The organism is Cernens ardua, assembly GCF_051251085.1.
Taxonomy (GTDB): Bacteria; Pseudomonadota; Gammaproteobacteria; order Pseudomonadales; family Halomonadaceae; genus Cernens; species Cernens ardua.
In genome coordinates this window covers 449,846-470,169 of sequence record NZ_JBPCZH010000002.1, presented here as the reverse complement: position 1 = coordinate 470,169, position 20,324 = coordinate 449,846, and the positions used below count along the sequence as shown (strand labels likewise).

Sequence of the window (20,324 nt, the reverse complement as noted above, 5' to 3'; positions counted from 1 at the left end):
AACATGAATATTTTAACGAAATGAGTCACTTCCCCCTTGCGTTGTAATAAAAACAAGGTATTATTTGCCGCCATTCACAGGTGATGTGTTTACTCATCGCCAAGTGGAGCCCAGGTGGCGGAATTGGTAGACGCGCTAGCTTCAGGTGCTAGTGACCGCAAGGTCGTGAAGGTTCAAGTCCTTTCCTGGGCACCAATCAAATATGCCTTATATTGACTCACGTACATCAGTAGCACGTATACCGGTAGTACGCACATCAATAGCATGTTGTAGACGTATAAACTTCAATATTCGTCTCGGCGTAGATCATCGGAATTGGCATATCAAGATTGGTTTCAAATATGGGCCCAGGTGGCGGAATTGGTAGACGCGCTAGCTTCAGGTGCTAGTGACCGCAAGGTCGTGAAGGTTCAAGTCCTTTCCTGGGCACCACTCTCTTGAACAAGGGGCTGAAGTTCCGCGCTCAAGATTTGCAAGTCCGAGCACAGCTCACACATCGCTATATGCCCAGGTGGCGGAATTGGTAGACGCGCTAGCTTCAGGTGCTAGTGGCCGTAAGGCCGTGAAGGTTCAAGTCCTTTCCTGGGCACCATAATGGTGTACCGCATATCTCTTCTTTACAGCAATACACTTCTTGCGTACTCCCGTTTGAGTCATAATCACCTGGAGTTCGATTTCTTTTTTACCGCTCGATTTTTTATTGTTGTTATCGAACGACCCTTCACTTCACGTTTTTCATCTCTCTTCAACCTTTTCTAACCTTCTCTGTTTTTTCTTCTACCATCTACTTCCGCAGTATCCTTTTGTTTTTATTTCGCTAGAGCCCGCCCTTTTCTCACATTCCTTTCGAGTAGCAGTCAAGGGCGCTGAATAAAGGGTATCGCATAGACTCACGCACCATGCTTACCCAGCGCCCTTCAATTATCGGCTTCATTTTTACAAGGCTAACGTACATCCTAGGTCGGGTGATGATACACCTCTTCAATCGATTCTTCGTCGGACTTATCTTGTGTAGACGATTCGGAACTATCCTTGGAAGAACTACGCGCCGTCTTGGCAGCGCCTCCGGCAGCCACCATGATCAATAAAATCGCCAGATACTGTATCCATGAAAGGTGCTGATGCAGAAAAAGCAATCCTGAAAGCGTTGCTACAGCGGGTTCAAGGCTCATCAAGGTACCAAAAAGGCGAGAGGGTAAACGCCGCAGCGCAATCATCTCAAGACTATAGGGAAGTGCTGTTGAAAGAATCGCTACAACAAATGCCAAGGGTAGCAGGTGCGGGATGAACAACTGGGTCCCCAGTTGCGTCATGCCAATGGTGAGCCCCATGATGCCTGCTACGAAGGTTCCAAGAGGAACGGCGCTGCTACCATGACGCGCACCCGCTTTTCTTCCCCATATAATATACAAGGCCCAACAGGCACCAGCCCCCAGACCATATAGCACACCGGCCACACTGAACTCCTTGCCGAAATTGTTCAAGGGCAACAATAGCCACAAGCCAAGGATGATCAACACAACCCAGAGCACATCCAGAAGCCTGCGGGACCCTAGAATCGCGACTGCCAATGGGCCGGTAAACTCAAGCGCCACAGCAATTCCCAATGGAATATGGGCCAGCGCTTGATAGAACAACATGTTCATGCCACCCAGCGACACACCATAAACGATTAATGCCCGCCCTTTACTCCCTTTTGGCCACCCCTGACGCCATGGCCGCATGACGATCATTAATACAATAGCCGCAAGCACCAGTCTCAAAACGGACACGCCCAATACGCCAAATTCGGGAAAGAGAGTTCTTGCCAGGGCCGCCCCTGACTGGATCGACGTCATGGATACCAATAGTAAAAGGATAGGAAACAACAAAGAGTGAGAAGACTTCGTGGTCACTCGATTACCTCGGAACTTGTGATGAGTTTATCGAACGCAAAGTCAGGGATTACCTGAGATGGACACTATGTGACTCATGCTCCTTGCGTCAATTTGTTTTTACGCTGGTTTATATATCGCAAAACCAAAGTGTAGCCCACGCCGTTAATAACGTGAGGGTAACGTTGCCCAGGATGAAATCCCCCATCCGGCCGTACGTATCTGGTTCTTGAGGTCAGCCTGTTCGACGGGACTCATGTGGCCGAAGAAAGCAAGACCTGTTTGCCGTTCCACTTCCTTGACCGTCACCAGATAGCGATTCAGCGGTTCATTTCCCACCACATCCTGAGGCATGATAAATGCCAGCACTTTGGGCAAAACTCCGTTCCCGCCCGGGGCAACAATGATCTTGTAAAACGCAGTGGGAATGGAAACACATACCGGAAGTTTCGTCAGATGAAACATGGCTCGCTGACAGGAAGGCAACCATTTTGGAGAGCCTTCATAGATCGGACCGGTAATCACCCAAAGAGTCCCCATTCGCGGCAACATGTGATCCATCACTGATGATTCAAGCCGTTGCCATAGCTTACGATTAAGATTTGGTCGTTGCGGGGCCACGTTGGTCATCTTGAACGTATCACGCTGCCCTTGCATCCCATATACGCTGGCAATTGCATAATTGGGCGCCATATGACCACGATCATAACCGCTGCCATCATAGGCTGACGAAGTTAATGGTAAACCGGAACGCCAATCCGATGAAAAACCTTCGAGCCGGGGCAAATGGTTATAATTGGATCGAATGTGCAATTTGTATTCGACCCATAGAGGTGTCATGCGCAAATCCGACCAGCCAATCAGAAAATCCTGATTGCGCAAGACCCTAAAGAAGGTTCCCGGGTGATAAAACGTGGTAGCAGCAGGCACACCCTGCCAGCTCATGGCTTCCCGCTGATTACTTTCGGCGTAATATGCGCCGCCAGCCAACATGCAGATGATCAGAGCTGTTACTGGACTTTTGGACGCGAGTCGACTTAACCAGGATAACGGAGGCGGCAATTGATTACCGAATGAAAGCAGAGTACGCCACATTTATAAATCACATTAAAAAACTGCAGGAAAAGGGAATTCAACCTGATAGAGATGAAAATGATAGGGACGAAAACAATCCAATTAAAATCATCAACATAAGTCAATATAAGTGATTATACATACAGTATTCCCAATTAAAAAATCCTTTCTTATCCCCGCCCTCCACTACTTCAGTTTTGATTCAATTTATTTGTTACACATCCCTTTATAGTGCCGCATGCGATGAATGTTCCGAACCATCCGATTCGTGATCACTCAGAACATTCATTTTTAAGCTGAATTTAATATTTCTACCCCTATGGTCGAATTCCATAGATCATGGGCACTGGACTAGAGTCAGGCAAAGAGTGCCAACTAGAAAAAGTGCCAATCAGAAAATGCACCAATATGAATGAGCACCACCGAGCAAGCAGTTTTGATAGCGAAATCGTGTCAGCAGACATGAAGGTCAACACTGTACCGCCTGCTCATCCAGTGCATATGACTTTTACTGGTTTCAATGTTGAAACTGCTCGATAAACAGGAAGCGAGAACCGGCACAATGCAAAGGAAACTCCCATCAAAGCGCGTCACAATTCATGATGTTGCTCAGCATGCCAAAGTCTCCAAAACAAGTGTGTCGCGCTATTTCGGCGATGACAGGAAGTTGTTGTCGGATACATTACAGAAGCGCATAGCCAATTCCATTAATGCGCTTGATTTTCGACCTGATCGGCTGGCCAGCAGTTTACGAGGACGCCATACCCAGCTTATTGGAATGATCGTAAATGACATTACGAACCCATTTACTGCCCAGATCATTCAGGCGGTCGAGACAAGTTGCCAGCAAAAGGGGCTAACGCTCATCGTATGCAGCTCCAATGGCGAGGCGGCTTTGGAAAAACAGCATCTGGAAACACTGGCCTCCTATCACATAGAAGGGCTTGTCATTCATCCACTCAGCCAGACAACCGCACTGGAAAAGGTTGCCAATGAGGGTATGCCGATTGTAGTAATTGACAGGCTTTTGCCCGGGTTGGATGCCAACTTTGTTGGGTTGGATAACCACCAGGCAGTGGGACTGGGATTTAAACACCTCATTGGGCAGGGTTTTACCCGGGTTATTTATTTGACTGCCGCTATAGATGGCATCAGCTCTCGTGAACAACGTGCACGGGCGGTTCGGCACTACCTGAGTTCACGCCTGCATCCTATCGAAGGCGAACTACTGGAAATAAAGCAAGAGCTCACGGATACTCCTACACTGGAACATGCAATACGTTCACTGGCCCAGCACAATGAAAAAACAGCACTGTTTTGTGCCAACACCCCGATGGCACTCCTGGCACTGGAACAACTGCAAGCACTCGAACTGCACGAGCGCATCGGTATTCTAACTATTGATGAAGAACGCTGGTCGCCTCTGGTAGGTAAAGGAATATCCACGTTGGCACAACCTACAAAAGCGATCGGAACGACTGCCATGTCGCTACTATGCAAGCAGATAAATACGCCAGGGGCTGGGAAAGTAAAACATTTTTATCCGGCCACATTGCATGCCAGATATTCAACACTGGTGGCCGGCAGGCCGCATCATTCACATATTGATGCAATTGCCTGACACACAATCCAAGGGACTACCTACATATGAGCTCACCGGTTTTTGTTTGCACATCATCCTATGGCGCCCGTTACGTCGAGGCACATGGTCAATCCAAAGCGGTAGAATTGTCTGCTCGCGCCGGCGCCAAGGGTATCGAAATACGCCAGGAACTATTTGGTCCACTGGATACACCTTTGGAGGCGCTTGCCGAAACGATCAAGACACAGGGATTGGCATGCCATTATTCAACTACGGAACTGGTGTGGTTGGGTGATCGTCTTAACGACAATCTCCACACTTCCATTGAAACAGCTCTCCAATTGGGTGCCAGTCTACTTAAGGTTGCCATCGGGAAATTGCCCCAGAGCCCTGAAGTTCAGGCACAAACGCTGTCAAAACTGGCAAATTGGTTGGAAGGCTCTTCCCTGACGATTGCGATCGAAAATGATCAAACCCCTGACGGGGGATTGCCCGACGAACTACTCAAAGCCTATGCCGCTTTTCAATCTGCAGGCATAGATACGGGCCTTGTAGTGGATACCGGCAATTGGCAATGGGTGGGTGTCAATCCTACGGAAGCGGCTCGAAAGCTGGGCAAGAAAGTATGCTACGTGCATTGCAAGGGAGTCAAAAAGGATGGGCAGAATCTCCATGCAGTAGCCCCTTCGGCAGCAGAGTTGGCACAGTGGTCTTCTTATTGGGGTGCTTTCCCAGCCAACGTTCCACGAGCCATTGAATTTCCCTTGGCGGATACAGACACACCTGACAATAGTGAATCGTCTTTAGTCAGTAATACATCACAGTGGGTAGAGCGTTTAAGTCATTTATAAGCGTCAGTTGTGAGGCACATTTTAGACGCTTTCATGGTTACGCTAATACGCGTCAACCCACAGGTTCACTTTCGACGTGAAGCCTTGCGTGAATGCATATTGGCGACCACTAGAATTCAAGGCATTTACGCGAGCCAAGCATTCAATGCAACCATAAAACTCAGGGCCACTCCCTGATAATAATATTTTTTCCGCTACACCTTGGAACCTGAAACGCAGAGTACACGTGACGCCAGCTTCTTTTTGGAAGCTGGTTTTCACTCAAACAGGTAGAAAAGGAATCGATCCCATGGTGACATACATCGGCATCAACGTAAGCGGAGTCAGCAATAGCAAGCTTCCCATCCAGCATAATGCCATGCCCCATACCTGGTTGATGGCAATCGTCTCTTATCATTCCACCCTATCGGGCCTCGTCTTCATCACCTGCCTATATTCATCGAACGTTCATCGCGACATGGCTGCGATTCGACTCCTCGCCTGTGTCCCCCGTTTTACCCGCTTTCTCGAAGCGAAAAAATGAGTAGCAAAACACGTTGCTGCCGAGCATCCATTGCATGTTTTCTTTAGGTGTGAAAATTCACCGCTTAGTCGTTAACACGGATGCTCACATCGATAAAAACATTCAAACGATGCCGAAAGACAATTTAATAAAAATAGTCAAACAGGGATAAATCCAGTGCAGATCTCGAGTACCCCTCGATCTCCCAGACAAGTTCATGGTGGTAATAAATTATGGCAACAGCTTTCAATCCAGGTAGAACACGACAGGCATCCGAAGCCAACCGTGCACACGAGCTAAAACGCTCTGCGCTCGCGCTCTCTCTCGGAAGTGCTATAGAGTACTATGACTTCGCACTCTATAGTCTGGCTTCAGCCCTTATTTTAGGCCCGCTCTTTTTTCCTGATAGAAGTCATACGCTGGAGTTGATTCTCAGCTTTGCCACTTATTTCATCGGCTTTGCAGCTCGTCCCTTTGGCGGGATCATCTTTGGTGCGTTGGGCGACAAACTGGGACGTAAGGTTGTCCTGATAGTAACGATCCTTCTCATGGGGTTGTCGAGTACACTGATAGGTTTGTTACCAACCTACCAGGATGTAGGCCCTTTAGCTCCCGTTCTCCTGATTATCTTAAGGATGACCCAAGGACTTGGCGCAGGCGCAGAACAGGCAGGTGCTGCCGTCATGATGACGGAGAGTGCGCCCAGCCATCGGCGAGGTTATTTTGCATCGCTCCCATTCCTCGGTGTTCAGGGGGGAACGGTCGCCGCAGCCATTATCTATTTTATTTTTCTCCATGGAACCGATAACACCACGGATAGCCTGATGTGGCGGATTCCATTTCTGATCAGTGCTGTTTTGGTCTGTGTTGCCCTGTACTTGCGGCTACATATGAAAGAATCACCTACCTTTGCGAAATTATCGGCAAAGCAAGCGCCTATAAAAAGTCCTCTCAAAGAGTGTATTCGCAAGTCACGCCGCTCCATTCTGACGGGTATCGGGTTGCGAATGGGAGAAAATGGCGGTTCTTCAATCTATCAGGCATTAGCGATCAGTTACGTCGTTGATGTGGTGGGCGAAAAAGGCCCCTTGGGTGCTCTCACCCTGGTGATCGCAGGCATCGTCGGTGCCTTTACAGTGGTTATTGCAGGCAAGGCGAGTGATATTTACGGTCGGCGTGCCGTTTATCGTTTCTTTGCCGCTTTTCAGCTCATCATCGCTTTACCCGTTTGGTGGGTATTGAGTCAGGGCAATCTGGTGACCACTATTATTGCCATCACTATAGCGCTTGGCATTGGCACCTGGGGAATGTTCGGTGTTCAAGGCGCACTGATGCCTGAATTATTTGGTTCTCGCTATCGTTATATGGGGGTATCTATCTCACGAGAAATCTCTTCATTGATAGCGGGAGGTATTGCACCTCTGGTAGGTGCCCTATTGATTAGCGGAACAACGGCCGTACTGGGGCATACACACGATATGGCCATTTATGCATGGGTCCCGATTGCCCTTTATTTGATGCTTCTCACAGGCGTCACCGTTTTCACGACATGGAAAATGCCAGAGACACTCAACCGTGATCTTGAGACAGCAAAAGATGCTTACGGTGAAAACTGAGTGAACACCTGCTCATCCCTGTAAAGACACCCTATCACCAGATGATGGGGTGTCTCTCTTCATCCCTCTCAGTCAAGTACATTTCGATAATGCGGGTTCATCATGTGATGATCATTTGCTTTATGCCTCTCCCTTCCCCCTCCCTAACCTACCGCTCATCCCTCACAACATACTCACTTGGTGCTTTCCTTGTTAGGCACAAATCTTGTTGCTTACCCCACGGATGACAAAACCTGACTGGGATCGAACCGCGGATCTGGATTGAATATCCGGAAAGATAGATCAGAAGGTTATACGTTGAAGAGTCGTTATCCAAAAAAGATATAAACAACGAAACAGACATGATGATGGTTTAAAAGCAGGAAAAGTGCCTTAAACTCACTTCCAATGACAAATTATTCCAAATAACATCGCCAAAACAAGAGGATACCTTGATGAAAGCGCACATATAACACAAAATACCGCCACAATGGATTATCATACCAGGAACCTGCGTCAGGTATTTGAGTCACAATTATAGCGAAACAAAGAAATTTCTTTGATCTCAGGAAAGCTCATTACTCAATGAGACGCACACTTTATTCATGCATTCTGTGTTTCACACAGCCTGCAACATTTATTGCACACACTCATACGTGGACTTAAATCAGGGAGCTAGAGGAATGTCCAAACAGGAAATCGGTGTCATCGGTATGGCCGTCATGGGGAAGAACCTCGCGCTCAACATTGAGAGCCGTGGCTATACAGTCTCCATTTTCAATCGCTCCAGTGACAAAACAGATGAAGTCATGGCGGAACATCCAGACAAGAAATTGGTGCCCAGCTATTCCATCGAAGAGTTTGTTGATTCACTCGAAAAACCACGTCGTATCCTTTTAATGGTCAAGGCCGGTGAAGCAACTGATAAAACCATTGAGTCTCTCAAACCACATCTTGATAAGGGCGACATCCTGATTGACGGTGGCAACACGCTTTATACTGATACTATCCGCCGTAACAAGGAACTGTCTAATGCAGGACTCAACTTCATTGGTACTGGGGTATCCGGGGGTGAAGAAGGTGCATTGAAAGGCCCCTCCATCATGCCTGGCGGTCAGAAAGAAGCCTATGCACTGGTGGCACCGATTCTTGAGAAAATCGCTGCCAAGGCGCCGGAAGACAACGAACCTTGCGTCACTTATATCGGCCCGGATGGTGCAGGTCACTATGTAAAAATGGTGCACAACGGTATCGAGTATGGCGATATGCAGCTGATTGCAGAGGCCTACTCTATCCTGAAAAGCAGCCTCGGTCTTTCCAATGAAGAACTGGCAGAAGTATTTGCTGACTGGAACAAAGGTGAACTCGACAGCTATCTGATCGATATCACCTCCAAAATTTTCACTAAAAAGGATGATGAAACCGATAACTATGTTGTCGACGTGATCCTTGATTCCGCCGGTCAAAAAGGAACAGGTAAATGGACCAGTAAAAGTGCGCTGGACTTCGGCGTACCGCTGCCCCTGATTACTGAGTCCGTATTTGCACGTTTTATCTCTGCACTGAAAGAACAGCGTGTAAAAGCCTCCAACGTTCTAAGTGGCCCGACGCCCAAGCCGTTCGAAGGTGATCGTAAGGAATTTATCGAAAAAGTACGTCGTGCCCTCTACCTGAGCAAGATCGTTTCCTATGCGCAGGGTTTTGCACAGTACAAATCTGCCTCAGAAGACTACGGCTGGGATCTGAACTACGGCGAAATTGCCAAAATCTTCCGTGCTGGCTGCATCATCCGCGCTCGCTTCCTGCAGAAGATCACCGACGCCTACCAGGAAGATCCGCAGTTGGACAATCTGCTGTTGGCACCTTACTTCAAAGGGATTGCAGACGAATATCAGGCTGCACTGCGTGATGTTGTCTCCTATGCTGTTCAGCAGGGTATTCCGACGCCCACCTTCTCTTCAGCGATCGCCTACTATGACAGCTATCGCTCCGAAAAATTGCCTGCCAACCTGATTCAGGCGCAGCGTGATTTCTTTGGTGCGCATACATACAAGCGCCTCGATAAAGAAGGCACTTTCCACACTGAATGGCTGAAGCCCTGACACCGAAGATTGTTTGATAGAAACGTTCCGTCAGACTAAAAACAGAAGCCGTGGCAATTGCCACGGCTTTTTCGTCTAGGCGGCGCTGGACTCGCCAAACTGTGCATGCCACATTTCTGCAAATAACCCCTGATGAGCCATCAGTGTTTCGAAATCCCCATCCTCGGCAATCCGCCCCTCATTCATAACGACAATCCTGTCGAATGACTTGATTTTTCCCAAACGGTGAGTGACCGCAATCACAGTGGCTGAAAGAGCAAGAATTTCATTGAAAAGCTTGTATTCGATAACCGGATCAAGGGCGGCTGAGAATTCATCAAAGATGAAAAGACCTGCTTCCCGGTGAAGTGCTCTCGCGACTGACAACTTTTGCCATTGCCCTTGTGAAAGATCGTCCCCGCCAAACTGTTTGCCCAGCTGTTTGTTTGCAGCATAGGGAAACTCTACGGTAGATAGCAATGAATTGACATGCGGAGTGAGCGTTACATTCCCTTCTTCATCAAACAGAATATTTTCGCTCACCGTAAATTCATACTTGCCAAAATCCTGTACCACCGTGGAAATCCGTTCACGATAGGCGTGCACATCCAATGTGTCTATAGGTGTGTTATCGATAAAAATATTGCCATGACTAAAGGCATACATACGTAACAGGAGTTTAATCAGCGTCGTCTTTCCGCTTCCGTTTACACCCAGGATGGCGATCTTTTGGCCTGCCGGAATGCTAAATGACACGTCCTTCAATGCAGGCTCATTCTGGTCCGGGTAAGTAAAACTCAGACGATCAAATGTAACACTCAAAGGCCCCTTGTCTGTAAGCTGGCGACTCCCCCCCTTGACTGGATCTTCATGGTCAGCGATGAAGGAATGGAACGTTTGGAAAAACCTTTTGCAGGAATACAATAACGAAGAGTGAACGGAAAGCTGATCAAGATCAGATTTGAGTACTGCGATGGACTGAAAAGCCATTACCATGCGGCTGGTATTGAATTGATGAGTCATCAATCCACCCAGAAAGGTGTACACACCATAAAATAGCACGCAATAGCTAAAGAGCATGACCGGTAATGGCACTGCAAGGGCCCATAAGCGTTGTTTATGCATATTGATATGTAAACGCTGAGCCGCTGCCGTATATTTTTCGAGTAAATAATCACCCAAACCAAAAAGTTTTATTTCCTGCGTAATCCCTCTTTGTGTACAAATCTGATAAATATAACGCATGGTGACTGATTCCCTGGCATTCACAAAAACCAGTCTCCACAGTTTACCCTGCTGTTTGAAATTAATAATCAGTGTGGGCAATACCGAAAGCACACACAATGCTAGTCCCACACCGGAAAAATGGATAAGGACACTCAGTACACTCACCGTTACTACCAGTGACTGAACGACATAGGTAAGATTTATAATAAAATTGTGAGGTCGATAATTTGACTGTTCACGCAGGAGCACTAGCTCCTCATATTTTTTCTTGTCTTCAAAGAGCGTAATGGAATTAGTCTGATTGATACAGGAAATAATTTTTTGGTTAAAATACCGCGTACTTAAATCTGAAATATCACCTTGAAACAGGTTGGTCAGCGGGGCCAGCAGTTGCGATCCATAAAGCGAAAAACACCAAAGCGCCACCGCGACAATCAGTGGTGTATTCAACTGATGATTATGTTGTAGTGCATTCACCAGATAACCAGTCAGGTAAATATTGATACTGGGAAGAATGGCTCCAAAGAGCAGAAAGAGGATATAGAAGAATAACAAGGTGTGTGGGACGGACTTGATGACATACCGTAGGGATAGAAACACTTTACTCTCCTGTTATCATTTATTATTTAATTCGCATATTGACGAATATCAAAAGCATTTATCAGGCAAGTGTTACCTATTTTTTTATAAAAACCTCCTTTTTTTATTAGCTCAAATATTTATAATACTTTCCTTACCAAGGATTATCAGACGCAATGTTCAGACGAATGAAAGTGTATGATTACAGTATCGCCCTTGAAAAAACAGGTGTTGTACTCATTCTTTATAATATAGTAAAGAGCCGTTATTCGTTTTCAAAACAAACCTGGAATGCCTTGAAGTTAATGTATTTAATATACATTTTGATACGATGAATAGGTCGTCAATACCGCCGATACAATACATAAAGCAAAACACAAACAGCTTTGCCGAAAGTAGGCAAACACAGATTAACGCTACACACAAAAGGCCGATAAAATCGTGCCTGATACCCATTAGCCAACCTGCAAACTAGCTTAATGAATAGTTTCTCAGAAAAACCGGTAGGAAATAATAGACAAAAAAGGCGCGAAAGGAAATAAAAACATAGGACTGGCCGTACGTTGACTATTTAGCCCAATAGTGGACTAACACACTCCTATTGGTAAGCCGTTCTTCTAACACTTACTCATGATCTTCCAACTTGTCGAGTAGAAAGTCGATAAAAGCTCTCATTGGGCATGAGGCTTCCTTGTGTTGAGGATACACCGCACTGACCGCAGAACTTCCAGGGTTGAACGCTTCCAGTACAGGCACCAGTTTGCCTTCACTAAGCGCCTGTTCGACGATAAAACTGGGAAGTTGCGTAATTCCCAAGCCAGCTACTGCCATATCACACAGCATTTCACCATTATTGGCATGAAAATTACCCTTGATCGGCAAGTGAATTTTGTGCTGATCCTGAGAAAAGTGCCACAGCGCCTGTGGCTGATGTCCATAGGCAAGGCACTGATGATCATGCAATTGTTCGAGGCGCTCTGGAGCAGCATTTTTTTGCAGATACTCCGGACTGGCACAGGTAACCGTCGAAAATTGACACAATCGCCGGGCAACCAACGATGAATCGGCCAAATCCCCTACCCTGATGGCCATGTCGAACCCCACATCCAGAAGATCGACACACTTGTCATTCAATTCAAGCGTGAGCGATACCTCCGGATGCGCTTTCACAAATTCAGCCACCACTTCGCGCAGACGGATCAGGGTGAAGCTCATGGGAGCCGTTACCCGCAAATTCCCCCTCACCGTATCGCGCTGCAGGCCAACCTGACGCTCGGCGTCATCAATTCGTGCCAGGATGTCATTGACCTGCTCTGCATACTCCAGCCCAAGCGCCGTTGGATGGATACGCCGGGTTGTACGATTCAATAATCGTACCCCTAGCCTGGCCTCCAAATTTTGCAGGCGTTTACTGATCACCTGCTTGGATTGCCCAAGTCGGATTGCCGCTTCAGTAATACTCAAGGTATCAACGACAGCGGCAAATGCGCGCATTTCATCCAATTGATTCATACGGGTGGAAACTCTGTATCAATCATGCTTGCCAGCAGGCCAGTCCGGATAGCGACGGTCTGCGGGCGCAGGGGGAAAGTACTGGTACAACCAGGTTTCACTTAACGTATTACCCGCAGAGGATTTAAGGTACAGGCGCATATTGACTGGGTCTGTAGAGGCATTGTTGGGATACCAATCGAACAGCACACGGTACCCTTTTATCTCTGGTATCTGCAGAACCTGTATAGACTTGGCTTCACCTGATGACACGGAAATCTGTGGATCAATACCCTGTCCTTCAGGCAGATTCAAAGTGTCACCAACGAAATCAACGGCAAAACGACGAGCCCAGGTAGTCGGCCAGTGCTCGCCCGGTGCCCACCCTTCGGTAAAGCCACCAATGCCATCGCGTGTCGCATACACGTTCGCCAGAGGTGATTTGAACGGCGGTGTAGGTGACCAATAAAGGCGGTAGGCAAAGTGATGGGCACTGCCCTTCTTGATCGCTTCGGCGGGATTCCAGAAACAAACGATATTGTCCAGTGTTTCACCCGTCGTCGGCAGTTCCATCAGGTCAATCGACCCTTTGCCCCACTCGCTACGGGGCTCGACCCATAAGGAGGGACGACGATTATAGCCATCGACCGTATCCTGATAAGAGGCGAAATCACGGTCCAACTGCAGTAATCCAAAGCCCTTGGGATTTTCATCAGCAAAAGCGTTGAATTGAATATGCTCAGGATTATCCAGCGGGCGACAAATCCATTCACCATTTCCGCGCCACATGGACAAGCGGTCAGAGTCGTGAATCTGAGGGTGGAAGGTCATGCAGGCACGGCGATCATTGGTGCCACAACTGAACATACTGGTCATGGGTGCCACACCAAGCTGCCCAATATCCTCACGTGCATAGATGTTGGCGTCAATATCCATGCGTACTTTGCCATTGTCGCAATGCATTACGAAACGGTAGGCACCTGTTGCACTGGGGCTATCAAGCAAGGCGTAAACGGTAAATGTCGTCGCAGAGGAGGGTTCAGGGGTTTCAATCCAGAACGCGACGAAGTCAGGAAACTCTTCCGCCTTATTCTGGTAAAAGGTATCAATGGCCAATCCACGTGCTGAAAGACCATATTGACCGTCCCCACCATCAGCACGAAAGTAGCTCGCACCTAAAAATGACAGAAAGTCATGGCTGTCCAGCTGCGGTTTTTCGAAGACCCGGAAACCGGCAAAACCCAGCTGTTGGTCATGGCTGATCTGGCTGACATCCACTCCTGTTCCTTTATAGGCAAAGAGATCAGGACGGAAATGTATCTCACGGGATTTATGTGTAGCCGGATCCAATGAGAACATGCGCACACGACGCTTGAAGCCCATGCCAACGTGAAAGAACTGCACATCCAGCGTGCGATTTCTGAGATTGTGCCACAGTGAATGATCGGGATCATACTGGATTTTCTGATAGGAAAGCGGGTCCAGATTCGCTAGCGTGGCCGGTAAGGGGGAAGGCGCACCACCATAATCCTCAGAAGACAATTGTTGAGCATGTTGTTTCAGTATATCGAAGCTGAAGGATAAAGGCTTTCCATCGGCAATCGATGACTCTGCGGCGACGGCGGAGTTGGTGTATCCCGCCAGAGACGGCACACCACAATAGGTGGCGACCGCCAATGAAGCTTTAAGTAGTGATCTACGATCCATACAGAAACTCGTCTCTGTGCTGTGTGAATGTGAGTGGCATAAATGGATACCGGTCAAACCCTGCCTGTGCACTCTTCAAGCCATGTGAGCATGCACAGTCAGAGTGCTTCCTGACACTCTTCAGGCGCACTACCCTCACCGCCTCTGCACTCATGCCCGAAATAATTCATCAGGGTATTCAGGCCACCCTTACTTGTATACTTATAGTGCCTTGAACACGCACAGAGTGACAGCGCTAAACTGTTGTGAAACTGTAAACTGCCGTCACTTTATGTGGGCAAAACCATATGCCGCGTCGAAAAAAGTAGAAAAATGGTGGCTACATTCACCGAATCGGAATTTCTACATTGTCGAATACGGCCGACTCTTCGCCGATACCTGACATCATGGCTGCCTCAACACGATCCCTGTCAAGATGCGGAGCAAGACGCTCAAGGAAATCAAGCATATAACGGCGCAGGAATGTGCCACGTCGAATACCAACACTGGTCAATGAGTAATCAAACAAATGGGAAGCATCCACAGCAACCAGTCCCGGCGTATATTCCTCTGCAGCCATGTGCGCCACGATACCCACACCCATCCCCAGCTTGACGTACGTCTTGATCACATCTGCATCGGCTGCCGTTAGTACGACATTGGCGGTTAACCCTTTGGCTCGAAAGGCGTCATCGAGTCGGGAACGCCCGGTAAAGCCTTTGGTGTAGGTAACCAGAGGCACAGTGGCCAGCATATCCAGTGTCAACTCGCCCTCTTGTAGTTTTGCAAAAGGATGATCTTCAGGCACAAGAATACTGCGGTTCCAGCGATATAAAGGAAGAATAACCAAGTCGTTATAAAGGGAGAGTGCTTCCGTGCAAATAGCGAAATCTGCCTTGCCATCGACTACCAACTGGGCAATTTGACGCGGGTCACTTTGATGCATGTGAAGGGTAATACCGGGATACCGTTCACCAAAGGCATGAATGACCTCTGGCAATGCATAACGAGCCTGCGTATGGGTGGTGGCAATGGTGAGCTCACCGCGGCGGTCATCGCTGTGTTCCTGTGCTACCTGCTTGATATTTTCGACGGTGCGCAACACCTGCCCCGCCAAATCGATCACGGATTGCCCCGCAGGGGTGACGCGAGTGAGATGTTTACCGCTTCGAGCGAAGATTTCCACCCCCAGTTCACCTTCCAGCAATCGGATTTGCTTGGAAATTCCCGGCTGAGAAGTAAAAAGGCTCTGGGCAGTAGCCGAAACATTAAGATTATGACGGGAGACTTCCCAGACATAACGCAATTGTTGAAGTTTCAACGCTGAATGCTCCTCAGAGGCCGATTTTATTGGCTAATGCTATCAAGGAATAAAATCATGAACAATCAGTCTTTTAAGCTATAACATTATAGCTTTAATTTGCTTCCTCGTTATTACTATATGCTTACATGACCAATCGGTCAGGTTATTTCCCAAAGAGCGTGATATGCATTTAACACAATTTCTGTTTTACATCATAGCCGGCGCCGGGGTCGGCATTTTGATGGGGTGTACAGGCGTAGGGGGCGGGTCATTGATGACGCCGCTCCTTTTGGCAATGGGGATTCCGCCTCAAATGGCTATCGGTACAGATTTGTTGTATGCCGCCATTACCAAGATCAGTGGATTGATTAGTCATCAGCGCCGCGGCAATGTGGATTGGGCGATCATGGCAAGGCTGTGCTGCGGAAGCTTGCCAGCCACTTTTGTCACTATTGCGCTACTGCACCATTTTTCAGCTGACAAACATGCCTACGCCTCTTTACTGACGGGTATGTTGGGTATAATGCTGGTCGTCACTGCCATTTTACTGATATTACGTACACCGCTAACGCGCCTGGCACAACGTCATGATGCCTGGGTTAGCCGTTACGCAACGCCTCTCACCATTCTTTCCGGTGTCATTCTGGGTGTGTGTGTCACGCTTTCATCAGTCGGCGCGGGAGTTTTTGGTACAGCCGTATTACTCCTTCTCTACTCACGTCTGACACCCAATAAAATTGTCGGTACTGACCTGGCGCATGCCGTACCCTTGACCTTTGTGGCAGGGGGTGGCCATTTACTGATGGGCAATGTTGACTTCACACTTCTTGTTGCATTGCTGATTGGCTCAGTGCCTGCTATTCACCTTGGTGCAGTCATTGCACAACGAATGCCGGCCAACCTGTTACGCTGGATTCTTACGTTGCTGCTTTTGGGGCTGGGAATAAACTACGCTTTTAAATTCTTTTTTTAAAAACATGTTTCGAAGAGAATCGACTTACAGCATTTATTTACTCTAGCTGAAAGGTAAAGGAATTCAGTCAGACGATATTGATCGATTTACAGCATTGGGAGAGAATCAGTTTTCCTAGTGCGTTTGCATCAAGCGCCTAGTGTATCGCATCAAGGCGCTTAGTTTATTGCATCGAGGCGATAGTTTGTTGCATCAAGGTGATGGTTTGCCCCACAGCGCATCAGTGATATGATCAACGTATCCGACGCGCTTCAACCGAAACGCCTGTCATTAATTATGGAGGTCGAGATGGCCAATAACGTAGATGTCACCAGCAGCAATTTCGATCAGGAAGTTCTGCAGTCTGACAAACCTGTACTATTGAAATTCTGGGCACCCTGGTGTGGTCCTTGTAAAATGATGGCCCCTGTTGTTGAAGAGGTTGCCGAAGAACGTTCAGATAACCTGAAAGTGGTGAGCATCAATGTTGATGATGCTGCTGACATTGCTTCTGAACAAGGTGTACGCGGTGTGCCTACCGTCATCATGTTCAAGGATGGTAGCAAGATCGCCTCACTGGTAGGCGCTCAATCCAAAACGCAGCTGGCGCAGTTCATTGATCAAAACGCTTGATCAGTCAGCCTTTTGACGGGCTGTAATGTCTGGGTGAAAACCTGTGACATTGGCAAAAAAGCCGTGGGGCACTGCCTCACGGCTTTTTTGATGGGGTTGGGAAAATCCTTAAGAGCAAAATATTGAGAGCATACCTTGTGCACTGTTTTCAAGGCTCACTACTTCAATGCTACCCTCGCTTATCCTGCTCACTACTATTTCATATCTTACCCTACCCTTTTTTCACATCAGTCCATTTAACCCATAGGCAGTTTCAGCCTGTTTTAGACTTTTGATTTTTGCCAGGCTGATTTTTAGAATCCTTCTTTTTTGGTTCGTGCTCATCAGCAGGGCCAATCATGACGGAAAACCAACGTGTACTTGGATGGCACTCGCATACGATTTTGAGGGACATGGTCAGGGGCACTGACAGGATCAGGCCAATGGGCCCCAGTATCCACCCCCATATAATCAGGGACATAAAGGCCATCAGGGTAGAAATACCCAAGGCATGCCCCATCAAACGAGGTTCGATAAGATTACCGGCCGTAAAGTGTACGGTGAATAGAATGGCGGCCAAGATAATGGCGGTCACGAAGCCGCCATCCGGCATTACCAACGTTAACAGAACTGGCGGAATGGCTGACAAAAAAGCACCAATATTAGGGATAAAGTTAAGCATAAACGCCAACACCCCCCAAATTAGCGCAAACTGCACACCCAGACACCAGCAGGCAATTGTGGTTGCCACACCGCATATTAGACCGACTTCACATTTAACGATCAAATAACGTGTCAGGCTATTCGAAAACTGGGTGAACTGTTCAATACTGTTTTCTGCCTGTGAGAAAGCGGCACTGAGTTTCTTGGGGAAATCCAGAATTTCAAAAATCATGAACACAGCCATGATTATAATGACGACCGTTTGTGACAGCGTACTGCCTACACTGCTGAGTAATGAAGGTACATAGTGAACCAATTGGGAAGGATCAAAACGTTGGGAAATTTCATTACGATCCACCGGTAAGCCCCAATGCTGCACAGTAGACAGGCCCTGGTTGTAGAGAGCGCTAAGGCGATGTGCAAACATCGGCATTTGATCACTGAATTGAGCCAACTGGGAGCCAATCAGTAATGACACCAATCCGAATAAAACGCATGCCACAACGATAACAATTAGAACAGCCAGTGTAGGGGGCACCTTCTTTTTGGTTAACCAACGTGTGGGTTGGGCCAATAGAACGGCGACAAAAAGGCTCAGTAAGATAGGAATGACAAGGTCACTCCCCAATTTCAGGCCACCAATAATAATAAACAACGCCGCCACAACAACCAACAACCTTCCCGATTGGCCAGAAGAAGCTGAAGTCTCCTGTGAACGTGTTGTCTGGACGTTTTTATCATCCGGTACAGGTTTCGACATAACCTTCTCGCTTTGCAAAGTAACCGCCATGATCCATGTGTACAGATACGTTTAGAGCACTGTCCACTGCAGAATTCGTTTCAACCTACTTATTACTGCTCATTTTTATTACAACCCACTGTGTTATACCAAGCCCCACTGCTTACTACGAGCAATTGCTTACAGCCACTGATTACAAGCATTGATATACTACTATCCATGACCACTACGCGCTGATTACCCTCTACCCTTATACTACCTACATAACACTGCGTGCTTCTTATGACGGGTTATTCTCCACTACTACCTGTTTTTCCATTCGACGCTCGGAAAGCCAGCGTACCAGTACATTAGCCAATAACGCCGTGATCATCATCATCATCGCCATGGGTAATACCCCTTTCTGACCAAGCGTCCCAAGGATACCACCCGATAAGGCACCCGCGGTAAATTGAATACTGCCTTGCACGGCATTGGCCGTGGCACTCATATGCGGGAAAAAATCCAGCATATTGGAGGTAGCATTGGCAGAAACCAAACCAAGTGTACCGACAAAAAGCATGACAAGAACAACCACCATCCAGAGTCTATCGATGCCCATTGCGATACATAGCACCAGCAAGGCCGCCGTAACAAGCTGAATAGCCAGACCGACTTTCATGATCCTGCGCGCTGACACATGCTTCAAGAGGCGTATATTCAGCTGGTTGGAACCCGCCATAACCACGATATTGGCGCCAAAAAGTACCGGGTAAAGAGCCGGTGATACATGATAATAGCCCATATAAACGTAAGGCGAGCTGGTAATAAAGGCAAACATGCCAGCGAAGGACATCGCAACAGCACACATATAGCCTACGGCAGCACGATGAGTCAGGACTTCACCATAATGCTTTATTACCATCAAAGCAGAGGGAGGTTGCTGCGGACGTTCGCGGGTTTCCGGCAAAAAGAACACGACAATCAGTAGTACCAGCAACGCATAAAGGAATAGAAAACCGAAAACCAGCTGCCAGCCCTGCAGGTAAAGCAGTAGGCTCCCCAGAGTAGGCGCAACCAAAGGTGCCAACATCAGAATCATGACCATTGTGGAGAACACTCGAGCTGCCTCCTGACCGGAAAAACGGTCACGCACAATGGCTGAGGAGTTCACTACACAGGCACCCCCACCGATTGCCTGTACGAAGCGCAATACCCATAACATTTCAAGAGAAGAGACAAAGATCAGCCCAACACACGCGGCCATAAAAATGAGCGTACCGAAGATCAGTACCGGACGGCGCCCTATTCGATCCGACAATGGCCCGAACACCAACTGTCCAACTGCAAATCCAACAAGGAATATGCTGATAGAGGTTGATGTCAGATGGATAGAGGCCCCAAGGTGTGACGCCAGGGCGGGTATAGCGGGTAGGTAAGCATCAATGCCAAAGGGAGCCAATGCGGTGATAGCGGCTACCATCAGCGCAAGATGATTGGAACGAATGGTCTTCAACTCTTTACTCCAGGGAAA

At 47.8% G+C, this 20,324-nt stretch carries 15 protein-coding genes and 3 tRNA genes; 10 read left to right on the top strand and 8 right to left on the bottom strand.

The window, feature by feature from the left end; all coding sequences use genetic code 11:
• Positions 1–108: 108 nt before the first annotated feature.
• From LMG33818_RS06540 to LMG33818_RS06530, 3 genes are all read left to right on the top strand, one after another.
• Positions 109–195 (top strand) — tRNA-Leu (locus LMG33818_RS06540).
• A gap of 150 nt (positions 196–345) precedes the next feature.
• Positions 346–432, top strand: a tRNA-Leu gene (locus LMG33818_RS06535).
• 73 nt (positions 433–505) lie between these two features.
• Positions 506–592, top strand: a tRNA-Leu gene (locus LMG33818_RS06530).
• A 364-nt stretch (positions 593–956) separates the two neighbouring features.
• Here LMG33818_RS06530 and LMG33818_RS06525 read toward each other — a convergent pair.
• Positions 957–1,895, bottom strand: a complete 939-nt coding sequence (locus tag LMG33818_RS06525) for an EamA family transporter (RefSeq protein ID WP_442322545.1) — start codon at positions 1,893–1,895, stop codon at positions 957–959.
• A 144-nt stretch (positions 1,896–2,039) separates the two neighbouring features.
• Positions 2,040–2,969, bottom strand: coding sequence for a DNA/RNA non-specific endonuclease (locus LMG33818_RS06520; protein ID WP_442322544.1), 930 nt, complete (start codon positions 2,967–2,969; stop codon positions 2,040–2,042).
• A gap of 541 nt (positions 2,970–3,510) precedes the next feature.
• Here LMG33818_RS06520 and LMG33818_RS06515 point away from each other — a divergent pair.
• The 5 genes from LMG33818_RS06515 to gnd all read left to right on the top strand — a co-directional run bounded on the left by LMG33818_RS06515 (position 3,511) and on the right by gnd (position 9,580).
• On the top strand, positions 3,511–4,569 hold the full coding sequence (locus tag LMG33818_RS06515) for a substrate-binding domain-containing protein (protein WP_442322543.1): 1,059 nt from the start codon (positions 3,511–3,513) through the stop codon (positions 4,567–4,569).
• Between the two features lie 26 nt (positions 4,570–4,595).
• Positions 4,596–5,381, top strand: coding sequence for a sugar phosphate isomerase/epimerase family protein (locus LMG33818_RS06510; protein WP_442322542.1), 786 nt, complete (start codon positions 4,596–4,598; stop codon positions 5,379–5,381).
• 289 nt (positions 5,382–5,670) lie between these two features.
• Positions 5,671–5,904, top strand: coding sequence for a hypothetical protein (locus LMG33818_RS06505; RefSeq protein ID WP_442322541.1), 234 nt, complete (start codon positions 5,671–5,673; stop codon positions 5,902–5,904).
• Between the two features lie 212 nt (positions 5,905–6,116).
• Complete coding sequence (locus tag LMG33818_RS06500; protein WP_442322540.1) at positions 6,117–7,499, top strand: MFS transporter; 1,383 nt, start codon at positions 6,117–6,119, stop codon at positions 7,497–7,499.
• Positions 7,500–8,161: 662 nt separating this feature from the next.
• Positions 8,162–9,580, top strand: a complete 1,419-nt coding sequence (gene gnd, locus LMG33818_RS06495) for an NADP-dependent phosphogluconate dehydrogenase (RefSeq protein WP_442322539.1) — start codon at positions 8,162–8,164, stop codon at positions 9,578–9,580.
• 75 nt (positions 9,581–9,655) lie between these two features.
• Here gnd and LMG33818_RS06490 read toward each other — a convergent pair whose 3' ends face one another.
• From LMG33818_RS06490 to cysB, 4 genes are all read right to left on the bottom strand, one after another.
• Positions 9,656–11,386 (bottom strand): ATP-binding cassette domain-containing protein, encoded by a 1,731-nt coding sequence (locus LMG33818_RS06490; RefSeq protein ID WP_442322538.1) that lies wholly within the window; start codon positions 11,384–11,386, stop codon positions 9,656–9,658.
• A 603-nt stretch (positions 11,387–11,989) separates the two neighbouring features.
• Positions 11,990–12,877 (bottom strand): LysR family transcriptional regulator, encoded by an 888-nt coding sequence (locus LMG33818_RS06485; RefSeq protein WP_442322537.1) that lies wholly within the window; start codon positions 12,875–12,877, stop codon positions 11,990–11,992.
• 18 nt (positions 12,878–12,895) lie between these two features.
• Complete coding sequence (locus tag LMG33818_RS06480) at positions 12,896–14,563, bottom strand: OpgD/OpgG family glucan biosynthesis protein (protein ID WP_442322536.1); 1,668 nt, start codon at positions 14,561–14,563, stop codon at positions 12,896–12,898.
• Between the two features lie 325 nt (positions 14,564–14,888).
• The gene (gene cysB / locus LMG33818_RS06475) at positions 14,889–15,863 is read right to left on the bottom strand and encodes an HTH-type transcriptional regulator CysB (RefSeq protein ID WP_442322535.1); all 975 of its coding nucleotides are present in this window, start codon (positions 15,861–15,863) and stop codon (positions 14,889–14,891) included.
• 166 nt (positions 15,864–16,029) lie between these two features.
• On the opposite strand from cysB, the gene LMG33818_RS06470 reads away from it, so the two are divergent.
• Both LMG33818_RS06470 and trxA read left to right on the top strand, forming a co-directional pair.
• The gene (locus LMG33818_RS06470) at positions 16,030–16,818 is read left to right on the top strand and encodes a sulfite exporter TauE/SafE family protein (RefSeq protein WP_442322534.1); all 789 of its coding nucleotides are present in this window, start codon (positions 16,030–16,032) and stop codon (positions 16,816–16,818) included.
• A gap of 288 nt (positions 16,819–17,106) precedes the next feature.
• The gene (trxA, locus tag LMG33818_RS06465) at positions 17,107–17,430 is read left to right on the top strand and encodes a thioredoxin (protein WP_442322533.1); all 324 of its coding nucleotides are present in this window, start codon (positions 17,107–17,109) and stop codon (positions 17,428–17,430) included.
• Between the two features lie 253 nt (positions 17,431–17,683).
• On the opposite strand, the gene LMG33818_RS06460 is transcribed toward trxA, so the two are convergent.
• On the bottom strand, positions 17,684–18,832 hold the full coding sequence (locus tag LMG33818_RS06460) for an AI-2E family transporter (RefSeq protein ID WP_442322532.1): 1,149 nt from the start codon (positions 18,830–18,832) through the stop codon (positions 17,684–17,686).
• Positions 18,833–19,091: 259 nt separating this feature from the next.
• Positions 19,092–20,306 carry a Bcr/CflA family multidrug efflux MFS transporter gene (locus tag LMG33818_RS06455; RefSeq protein ID WP_442322531.1) on the bottom strand — a complete coding sequence of 405 codons (1,215 nt, stop codon included), beginning with the start codon at positions 20,304–20,306 and terminating at the stop codon, positions 19,092–19,094.
• Positions 20,307–20,324 lie beyond the last annotated feature (18 nt).